Below are 10,685 nucleotides of genomic sequence, written 5' to 3' on the forward strand. Positions count from 1 at the left end.
AACAGGAAAGGGGGTAAGCAGTTTGTATCTGACGAGTAGAGAAAGAAAAATAATAGAATTTTTGGCTCAAGAACAAGGAGTTGTTTCGGTAAAGGAAATTGCAACTGTTTTAGATGTTAGTGAGCGAACAATCCATCGTGACCTAAAAAATATTGTCGAGGTTTTATCGGATTATCAACTTGAAATCTCGAAGAAATCTGGAGCAGGTATTAAGCTTTCCGGGTCAATTGAAGCAAAGCATAAACTACTGAAAGCGATTGCTGGTTTACCGTTGATAGAATTCACGCCAGAAGAGCGAAGAGCTATCATTTTATCTACACTTCTCGAAGCAAAAGAACCGATCAAACTGTTTACCCTTGCAAATGAATTGTTTGTTACCATTGCAACAATTAGTCATGACTTGGACCAAATAGAGTTAGAGCTTAAGGAATATAATCTAGAGCTAATTCGTAAACGTGGGTATGGTGTAGAAATTATTGGTGAAGAGATTAAGAAACGTGCAGTTTTAAGTCAAATCATTACCAAATACGTTGAACCATTTACAATCGTTTCTTTAGGAAATAAAACCGAAGCTTCCAATAGAAATACGCCCTCGGAATATATTTCGGCTCGCTTACTTGAGTCCATTGACATGAAAAACATTCTAGTCATTCAGTCTGTAGTGGAAAAGGCAATCAAGAAGCTTCCACATGAGCTTGCAGACAATTCCTATATTGGCCTGGTCGTGCATCTAGCACTAGCAATAGAAAGACTACAAAAGGGTGAACAAATTACGTTCGGATCCGATTATTTACAGCAAATTGTACAAACGAAAGAGTATGCGATTGCAAAACGGATTATCCAAGACTTAAAGCTGACATTATCAATGAATATTCCAGAAGATGAAATTGGCTATATCACGATGCACTTGATGGGTGCAAAGCTGCAGCTTAATCAAGATTTTTTTATTGAAGATTCCAGTATGGATATTGCAATAAAAGCAGCAGAATTAATTCAATATATCGAAGTACAGTTGGAGCTGAGCTTAAGTGAGAATACGTCCCTGTTAAAGGACTTAGTTGCCCATTTAAAGCCAGCTATTTATCGATTAAAGCAAGGTATGCCAATAAAAAACCCCTTATTAGATGTAATAAAAAGGGATTATCAGGAATTGTTTTGGTTAATAGAGCAAGGGGTGAAGGATACCTTTTCTGAATTGGTTTTTCCAAAGGCCGAAATAGGATATCTTGTCCTGCATTTTGCTGCAGCCTTATTAGATAAGAGCGATACACCAATTCGTTCACTAGTCATTTGTTCGAGTGGAATAGGTACTGCAAAGATGTTGGCAACGAAGCTATTACAAAAGGTACCTGAGATAAAGCAGGTGGATCATAAATCCTTATTTGACATAGATGAGCTGAACCTAGAGGAATACGACCTTATCATTTCTACTATTCCATTAATGGATATTGGTCGTGATTATATAGTTGCCTCGCCAATGCTTACGGAAAGAGAAATTCAGCAAATCCAGAAAACAATTCGAACAAGGAAAATTCAATCCAGTAAACCAAAGGACTACCCTTTAACTAAAACAAGTAATAGGGCTGGACAATATAATTTTATTCACCAACTAAAAGCTACACAGATATATTCGAATATGATTATAGCGCTATTAGAAGACTTTCAGGTTCAGAGAATTGAAGAAAACCTCCATATGGAGGGAGTATTACTGAATATTTGCAAGCAGCTGGAAGGGTTACATATTGTACAGCATGCTTCTAGTGTCCATCGTCAATTACTAAAACGTGAAGAAATTGGTGGTTTAGGTATCCCGGGAACAACCTTGGCACTGTATCATGCAAGATCGAAGGAAGTGCTAAGGCCATGCTTTCATGTTTATCCTTTAAAACAATCGAAACGTATTAAAGGAATGGATGGGGAGCAAGTAGTAGTGAATACCGTTCTATTGATGCTTGCACCAGAGAATACAAGTAATGAAGTGTTAGAGATACTGAGTTTTATAAGTAATTTAATTATTCAAAGGGACGAGAATTCCCGTCTGTTTGAATCAGGAAATGAAGAGAAAATCAGAGAATTTCTAATTGAACAGTTTCAGAAGTTTTTCAAGGAAAAAAATCTATTGTAGGGAGTGCATCATGATTGGTTAAAGAAGTGCTGTCAAAGGAAAATATTCATTTAAATATGGAATTTAACAATAAAGAGAAAGCGATTCGCTATACTGGAGAGATTCTTTATAAAAATGGCCATGTACAAAAAAACTACATTGAAAAAATGCTAGAACGGGAGAAACTATCCTCGACCTATTTAGGTAATCATGTAGCTATTCCTCATGGGACAGAAGATGCAAAATTGGAGATTGTGGAAACAGGGATTTCGGTTGTAACTGTTCCGAACGGTGTTGATTTTGGAAACGGCAATATCGTCAAAATTTTGGTAGGTATTGCTGGCAAGGGTGATGAACATTTAGAGGTGTTATCGAAAATAGCAATTGTTCTTTCGGAGGAATCCAATATTGAGAAAATCCTGACAGCACAAACCAAAAATGACATCTTACGATTATTCCAAGAGGTGAATTAAATGCTTGCAGTACATTTTGGAGCTGGAAATATTGGTAGGGGATTTATTGGTGCATTGCTTTATCAATCCAGCTTTCATACGCTATTTGTAGATGTGAATGGGAAGGTAATTGATGAGATTAATCGTAAGCAAAAGTATGATGTTGTGTTAGCCGATGAAAAAAAAGAAGTACTTACGGTTCGAAATATTTCAGGTATTAATAGTATGATAGATTCTGAGAAGGTCGTTCAAGCAATTGTGAATGCAGATTTAATTACTACTGCAGTTGGCCCTAACGTACTAGAATTAATTTCGGAACTTGTGGCAAGAGGACTTCAGGAAAGGTTGCACAAAAATCCAAAACCAATTAACGTCATTGCTTGTGAAAATATGGTCGGTGGTAGCGATATTTTGAAGGAGCATGTTTATAAGCATATTGCAGAAAAAGACCATGGAGAATTGAATAGTTTAGTAGGTTTTCCGAATGCAGCAGTGGATCGTATTGTTCCAAATCAAATGAATCATGATCGATTAGAGGTCTTAGTTGAGCCATACTTTGAATGGGTAGTTGAAAAAACTGCTTTTAAAGGCAAGATACCAGAAATTACTGGAATTACTTATGTGGATGATTTAAAACCATATATTGAGCGGAAGCTTTTTACAGTGAATACTGGACATGCAGTTCCTGCATATATTGGTCACTTGATGGGATATCACACCATTTATGAGGCTATGCAGGATAGGTCGGTATTAGAAATATTGGAAGGTGCGTTAGGCGAATCAGGTGAGGCAATCATTCAAACATATGGGTTTAATAGGGCTGTCCATCAGGAGTACGTTTCAAAAATCATTAACCGTTTTAAAAATCCACATATATCAGATGATGTTGCAAGGGTTAGCCGGGGCCCTATTCGTAAGCTTGGTCCTAATGACCGGTTAATTCAACCTGCCAAAATGTACTGGGAAATAACCGGTAAAAGTCCAATAATGCTTGCAAAGGTAATAGCCGCAGCACTGATGTATTCACATGAAATGGATAGAGAGGCAGTTGAACTTCAACAACTGATAGAAAAGCAAGGGTATAGGCATGCGTTAGAAAGAATTTCAGGTCTAAAATCAGACCATGCCTTGGTACCAATTATTATGAAAGAAATGGAAAATATAAATGCCTATACACGGGGCTAGGAGTATAGAATATTAATTATTAATTCGGTGCAAAGAACGCACCAGAAATATATTACGTTCTTATTACCAGAGGCAACATCTGCTCCAAAACTATTAGACTTTGTACTACCCATGTGGTTGGTGAGCCTCCTTGTTCCTCCCTCCAAAGGGGTCTCACCGATGCCCTTTCTTCCGCTAAATCTTCTTATTTATCCTCCGAAAATACAGTGGATTATTGGTCATCTGAGTTAATTGTTTTTGTTTTGTCATAGCCTCATCTATATGTTTTATTTTGAAATATAATTGTAATCAAATATGTCATTGCTTTTTGAGTAGAATGTTGTATGATTAGTTAGAGATTTTGAACTTCTAACGATAATGAAGACATAGGGTGAACACTTGTGGGACGAATGAATACACGCGAGTTTAATATTGAAGGATTTAATGACGAGATTTTTGAAGTAGTTCACCAATTAGGTGAACTTCGAGATTTAGAATTAGAGAACTATATTAGTGATTTAATCAGAAGATCCGATGCTGTTCGATTTGCTAGAGAAATTCTTCGATACCTAGAGATGATAAATGAGATTAGTACAAAGCTATCGGATAAAGATAAGGTAAGAAATTGTACATCGATTAAAAGTTTAAGTGAAGGTTTGAAATCAAGGAACCTTACGCCAATGGAGAGGCGCTATATTTACGAGGAGATATCAGATCTTATTCGTGATATGGAATCGATACGAAGCTACTGGAAGCAGAAAACAATCACTGGGCTAAAGTATATGGGGGCAGGAAGTGCAGTGATTGCTGCTGGGCTCTTTTTACGAAAGAAAAAGAAATAAAAGCCATCTTCTAGATATGGAAGGTGGTGTTTTTTATGTGAATAATAGGATACTAGAATACATGTAGGCGTATCGAAGAAAATTGTTAGTGTAAGCTATCCCTTGATAGAGGCTCGTTCTTGAAACCAATCAGCAGTGCTAGGTAGTTCCATTTAAACATGAACATATTGATAGATTTCTTGAAACTGTAGATGTTGATTTAAATAAACAGCTATTTCAGATACTATTTCTATTGCACTATACTACCATTGTATGGTACTTTTTTACTATAGACTAAATATTTTCTACTACTGATAAAGGCAAACTATTTGAAAAAATAGGACGCAAAGCCTAGGGTCTAAAGCCATTTTTGGTTATGATCGCCTGGTTACCAAAGAAGTAAAACTGTATAGATACAGGGCTATTCTTTATCAGAATGGCCTTTTCTATTTTACGAACAGGGGGGACACAGAATGCAGGAAGAGAGAAGTAAAGCAATTACAAGCCTTCTTAATGGAGCAATTACAGCCGTTAAAAATACAATACCCATTCAGCATGAAATTAGCAAACCACAAATGTCTGAGAGTTTTCTAAAGCTTCACTTTGGAGTATTAATTGGGATTACCGGAGATTTGAAGGGAAAGCTGATCTTATCTGGGGAGTCAGCTGTCTTTAGTACGATTGGTGAATCGATGTTTGGTATGCCAGTTCAGGATGACATGCTTGCCTCATTTAGTGGTGAATTAGGCAATATATTAGCTGGTGGAATATCGACAACCATTATACAAAGTGGCATAAAAACGGACATTACTTCACCTACTATTATAGAGGGAAGTACTACAATATCTGGTTATGAAAAAGCAATTCACTTACCAGTTATCTTTAACTCGACAGGTATTTTAAATATTTTCTTATTAGTAGATTAGTCGTAAGAAACGCAAGGTATATTCAAATACATAGGAAATGAAGAATAAACTTACATAAAAGGGGTTTACTAGCATGAAAATCAAGTTGAGCAGAAAAAGACATGGTGTACAAGGAAAACACCATTTTCGAAATATTTCAATTGGATGGAAATATGGACTAGTATTATCCGTAGTATTAGTATTGTTCGGCATATCCTCAATAATAGGGGCAGTACTTGTTTCTAATATTGGAAATAATGTTAACGCACTTGATCAAAGTGATAACCGTGCACTAAATATGACTGAATTAGGGTCATTAACCCGTGCGAAAAGTATCCGGATTGTAAATTTCTGGGCAACAGCAGATCCCAATCTTATTAGGGAATATGAAGAGTACAGCGAGGAGTTTAATGTCTTAGTAGAGAAACTCCGCCAAGAAATCAATGATAAAGGAAACTTGGAGCTACTTGAGCAAATTATCGAAAATGACAAATTACTGAATGAATTATTTACAGAAAATATTGTTCCTAGAGTACAGGAAGGTAATTCTACTTCTGCTGAATATCATGTTATTCAAGCCAACAAGATTCGAAGCGAAATGGTAATCATGCTTGATAACCTTAAGGAAATCACAATAAAAGATCGTAATGAAGTAGTTATAGAGACCCAAAAGAGTCAGCATCTAACCTTTATAGTACAGCTAGTTTCATTAATTGTATCAACTATCATTGGGATTCTACTAGTTCTGATTATTAGTAGAGCAGTCTCTCGAAACTTAAATAAGGTAGTAAAAGTTAGTGATCAGATTGCTTCGGGTGATCTTTCTGTGGAGCAAATAGATTATCAAGGGAAAGACGAGATTGGTAGATTATCCCGTTCTATTAATGATATGAGTACAAATCTACGCGAGATGATTAAGAATGTTACACATGTTTCTGAATTTGTTACAAGCCAGAGTGAGGAGCTAACACAATCCGCGAATGAAGTAAAAGTTGGTTCTGAACAAGTTGCGTCTACTATGCAGGAATTAGCAGCTGGAACAGAAACGCAGGCTAATAGTGCAAGTGATTTAGCAAATGGTATGTCACAGTTCTCTGTCAAAGTGAAAGAAGCAAGTGAAAACGGTGGAGTTGTAAGAGAAAGCTCACAAAAAGTATTGACAATGACAGAGGATGGAACGAAGCTGATGGAAGATACAACTAGACAGATGTTAAAAATTGATCAAGATGTGAGAGATACCGTTAAAAAAATGAAAGCGTTAGATGATAAGACGAAGAAAATTACTGAACTGGTAACGGTTATTCGTGATGTTGCCGATCAAACGAACTTGCTTGCCTTAAACGCAGCTATTGAAGCAGCACGAGCTGGAGAGCATGGAAAGGGTTTTGCTGTAGTAGCAGATGAGGTTCGTAAACTGGCAGAACAAGTTTCCGTATCTGTTACAGATATTACAGAAATTGTGAATGGTATTGAAGAGGAATCTAAGGCCGTATCTGAATCCTTAACGGTTAGCTACGAAGAGGTAGAACATGGAACTGTACAAATTGCTGCAACTGGGGAAACACTAATGAACATTAAGAAGGCTGTAAATGAAATGACTGATAACATCTCCACTATTACTAATAATCTGACGGAAATCGTAGCAGGTAGTGAAAAAATGCAACGTTCTATCGAGGAAATTGCAGCAATATCTGAGGAATCAGCAGCAGGTGTTGAAGAGACCTCCGCATCAACAGAACAAACAAGCAGTATCATGGAGGAAGTAGCAGGAAGCTCGGAGGAACTAGCCAAACTTTCAGAGGAACTATCAGGTTTAGTGCATAAATTTAAGTTGTAATGATTGATAGATTTAGACATCAGCGCTTAGCTTAAAATATTAAATAGAAGGAAGAGGGACCGTCATGGATACAGATCAATATTTAGAAGTATTCTTAGATGAGAGTCGAGAACATCTGCAAGCGATTAATGATAATCTACTAAGATTAGAAAATGAACCAACAGAAATTGATATTGTTCAGGAGATATTTCGCTCTGCACACACGCTAAAAGGAATGTCAGCAACAATGGGTTACGAAGATATTGCCTCGCTTACCCATCAAATGGAAAATGTTCTGGATAAAATTCGCCATCATGAATTAGAGGTATCTACAAAGGTTATCGATATCACTTTTTCAGCGATAGGAGCACTTGAGGAAATGGTTCAGTCTGTCAGTGATGGGAATGATGGGAAAAAGGATGTTACTGCTTTAGTATCTCAATTACAAGAATTAGAGAATGGGAAGGTAGCAACTACTGAAGTAAGTCTAGAGAAGGGTGAAGAATTACCTTCTCTTTCTATCCAGTTAGATGAATATCAATCAACAGTTATCTCGCAGGCAATTAGTAGTGGGTATCACCCTTACCAAATCACCGTTCAACTTAATGAGGATTGTGTATTAAAAGGACCTCGTGCCTATATGGTATTTGACAATCTTGAAAAAATTGGTGAGGTAATTAAAACGAATCCAGAAGTAGAGGAAATTGAAGAAGGAAATTTTGAAAATACCTTTACCCTTCTTTTTATTACGTCTGAATCAAAAGAAACGGTCAAGAAAACGATAGAACGAGTTTCTGAGATACATCATGTGGAATTACAAGATGTTTCCCTAGAAAAAAAGACGGAGAAGAAAGAAAATGAAACGACCCAGTCCTCAGAAAAGGGAAAACAAGCCGAACAGAATAAGCCTAAGCACTCGAAAACAATTCGTGTCAATATCGAACGTATTGATGGATTGATGAATCTATTTGAAGAAGTCATTATAGACCGCAGTAGATTAGAAGATATATCCCATCGTTATCATGATCAAGAACTTAGAGAAACAGTAGAAAATTTAGCCCGTGTGACAGAGAACATGCAAGGTATGATGCTTGCTATGCGAATGGTGCCAATTGAGCAAGTGTTTAATCGTTTTCCACGCATGGTCCGTGATTTATCCAAGGAATTACATAAAAAAATAGCTTTGGAAATTGAGGGTAGTGAAACCGAGTTAGATCGTACGGTCATTGATGAAATAGGCGATCCATTAGTACATTTGATTCGTAACTCTCTTGACCATGGTATCGAATTACCAGAGGCACGAAAGCAGAGTGGTAAATCGGAAGAAGGAAGAATATCTCTAAAAGCATACCATAGTGGAAACCATGTCTTTATTGATATTGAAGATGATGGTGCGGGTATCAATCGGGAAAAAGTAGAGGCTAAGGCAATCGAAAACGGCCTTGTTAGTCCTGAGAATTCTAAGCATTTAACTGATGAAGAGGTATATCACCTGATATTTGCGTCAGGATTTAGTACCGCTGATCAAATTTCCGATATTTCTGGTCGTGGCGTTGGACTAGATGTTGTAAGGAACAAGATTGAGTCTTTAGGTGGTTCGATTGAAGTGAAATCAGTACCTGGAAAAGGAAGTAAGTTTTCTATTCAGTTGCCTCTCACACTTTCCATCTTATCAACGTTACTAGTAAACGTTGGTAATGAGAAATTTGCGATACCACTTTCTTCTATTATTGAGACGGTGGCTCTTGGTGATAAGGATATTAAATATGTACATGGTCAAAAGGTACTGGACTTCAGAGGACATATTGTTCCTTTAGTGTCCTTGCAAGAGGTTTATGGAGTATCAGGGCAAAGTGAAGCCAGCAATTCTGCTGTCATCATTCAAAAGGGAGACAAGCAAGCAGGCTTATTAGTAGATTCGTTCTTAGGTCAACGGGAGATTGTTTTGAAATCCTTAGGTAACTACCTAAAGAATGTATTTGCTATTTCTGGCGCTACTATTTTAGGAAATGGTGAGGTTTGTTTAATTGTGGACCCAAATGCTTTGGTGAAATAAATGATAGGAGGCCTTGAAATGGAAGAAACAATGAAGGTAATTGTATTCAGCTTGAGCGGTCAACGGTTTGGGGCGAATATTCAACAAGTTATTTCAATTGAAAAAATGAAAGAAATTACTAAGGTTCCAGGTACATCTTCTTTCATAAAAGGGATTTTTAGCTTTCATGGTGAAACAGTTCCAGTGCTTGATTTAAAGGAACGTCTACAAATGGAACAAACAGCACAAACAGATTCCAATCGTATTATTGTTGTGAATATCGATAATATTCAGGTTGGATTGATAGTGGATGCTGCAACAGATGTAATAGACATTGAAATGGAGATAATCGAAGACGCTAAAGCAATGGGTGGCGTTATTCATAAAGATTATATCAAAGGTGTAGCAAAACTTGCGAATGAATTATTAATATTATTAGATTTAGGACGAGTATTAGCACTGGAAGAAAAAGAAGAGCTACAAGAAGTTTTAGCTAACTAAGTGGAGGTACCTCATGGCAAAAGTATTAATTACAGACGATGCTGCATTTATGCGAATGCAGCTGAAAGATATTGTTACTAAATTAGGACATGAAGTGGTAGGGGAAGCGGAAAACGGCCGTATAGCAATTGAACAGGCGAAGGAATTACAGCCAGACCTAATAACGATGGATATAACAATGCCTGAATTAAATGGTGTTGAAGCTACTAGAGAAATTAAAAAGCTCTTACCAGGCGTAAAAATTATTATGTGCTCTGCAATGGGACAGCAGGGTATGGTAGTGGATGCCATTCAAGCCGGAGCGAATGATTTTGTTGTAAAACCATTTAATCTTGATCGGATTAAAGAATCCTTCGCAAAAGTATTATCTTAATTTTGGTTTGCTTTTTCATAAGCTGAACTAGATTAGACTATCTTCGTGGAGATTCCAGATAGTCCAGTAATACATAAAAGTACTGTCTAGATTAGTGAAGAATACAGCTCTCATGAGAAGTGTTGAACAGGATAGTTTTAGGAATATGTAAAAAAATACACTTAGGTAGAAGGTTGTTAAATACGATAAAGATTTGAAACCAATAAAAGAAAGTTAAACATCTGGTATTAAAGCCAGATGTTTTTTCTTTTTTCTGTAATAGGAATGGCAGAAAGAAATATAGTTATACATTATATTAGTATAAACCATTGAATTATCGAAAGATTGATGTAAAATAGGTATTAAGTAGTAGTAATTTAATAATAGAATGTTGAAAAAGGCAAACTATTCGAAAGAGTAGGACGCAAAGCCGAGGATCTAAGGTGCATCAAGCATGCCTATGATAGCCTAGCTGCCAAAACGTTTGTTTCTTTTTGGCTATTCACTTATTTGAATAGTCATTTTTGTTATATAG

Annotated in this window: 9 protein-coding genes and 2 riboswitches; all 9 genes read left to right on the top strand. The window is 36.6% G+C overall.

Annotated features, from left to right (window positions below; genetic code table 11):
* The first annotated feature begins 22 nt into the window (after window positions 1-22).
* The 9 genes from KI338_RS08185 (at window position 23) to KI338_RS08225 (ending at window position 10,171) form a co-directional block, all read left to right on the top strand.
* Window positions 23-2,125, top strand: a complete 2,103-nt coding sequence (locus KI338_RS08185; protein ID WP_212920509.1) for a BglG family transcription antiterminator — start codon at window positions 23-25, stop codon at window positions 2,123-2,125.
* A gap of 14 nt (window positions 2,126-2,139) precedes the next feature.
* On the top strand, window positions 2,140-2,577 hold the full coding sequence (locus KI338_RS08190) for a PTS mannitol transporter subunit IIA (RefSeq protein WP_212920510.1): 438 nt from the start codon (window positions 2,140-2,142) through the stop codon (window positions 2,575-2,577).
* The gene (locus tag KI338_RS08195; protein WP_212920511.1) at window positions 2,578-3,741 is read left to right on the top strand and encodes a mannitol-1-phosphate 5-dehydrogenase; all 1,164 of its coding nucleotides are present in this window, start codon (window positions 2,578-2,580) and stop codon (window positions 3,739-3,741) included.
* 380 nt (window positions 3,742-4,121) lie between these two features.
* Entirely contained in the window at window positions 4,122-4,562 is a 441-nt protein-coding gene (locus KI338_RS08200) for a hypothetical protein (protein WP_212920512.1), read from the top strand.
* Between the two features lie 288 nt (window positions 4,563-4,850).
* Window positions 4,851-4,937: riboswitch (cyclic di-GMP riboswitch) on the top strand.
* Window positions 4,938-5,014: 77 nt separating this feature from the next.
* Entirely contained in the window at window positions 5,015-5,467 is a 453-nt protein-coding gene (locus KI338_RS08205; RefSeq protein ID WP_212920513.1) for a chemotaxis protein CheX, read from the top strand.
* A 73-nt stretch (window positions 5,468-5,540) separates the two neighbouring features.
* Window positions 5,541-7,283, top strand: coding sequence for a methyl-accepting chemotaxis protein (locus KI338_RS08210; RefSeq protein ID WP_212920514.1), 1,743 nt, complete (start codon window positions 5,541-5,543; stop codon window positions 7,281-7,283).
* Between the two features lie 64 nt (window positions 7,284-7,347).
* Window positions 7,348-9,318: a chemotaxis protein CheA gene (locus tag KI338_RS08215; protein ID WP_212920515.1), complete on the top strand. Its 1,971-nt coding sequence runs from the start codon at window positions 7,348-7,350 to the stop codon at window positions 9,316-9,318.
* A gap of 18 nt (window positions 9,319-9,336) precedes the next feature.
* Window positions 9,337-9,798 carry a chemotaxis protein CheW gene (locus KI338_RS08220; protein ID WP_212920516.1) on the top strand — a complete coding sequence of 154 codons (462 nt, stop codon included), beginning with the start codon at window positions 9,337-9,339 and terminating at the stop codon, window positions 9,796-9,798.
* Window positions 9,799-9,811: 13 nt separating this feature from the next.
* The gene (locus tag KI338_RS08225; protein WP_212920517.1) at window positions 9,812-10,171 is read left to right on the top strand and encodes a response regulator; all 360 of its coding nucleotides are present in this window, start codon (window positions 9,812-9,814) and stop codon (window positions 10,169-10,171) included.
* A gap of 368 nt (window positions 10,172-10,539) precedes the next feature.
* Window positions 10,540-10,630: riboswitch (cyclic di-GMP riboswitch) on the top strand.
* Window positions 10,631-10,685: the final 55 nt, after the last annotated feature.

The sequence above is a fragment of the Ornithinibacillus bavariensis genome, from assembly GCF_018333235.1.
Lineage (GTDB): Bacteria > Bacillota > Bacilli > Bacillales > Amphibacillaceae > Ornithinibacillus > Ornithinibacillus bavariensis.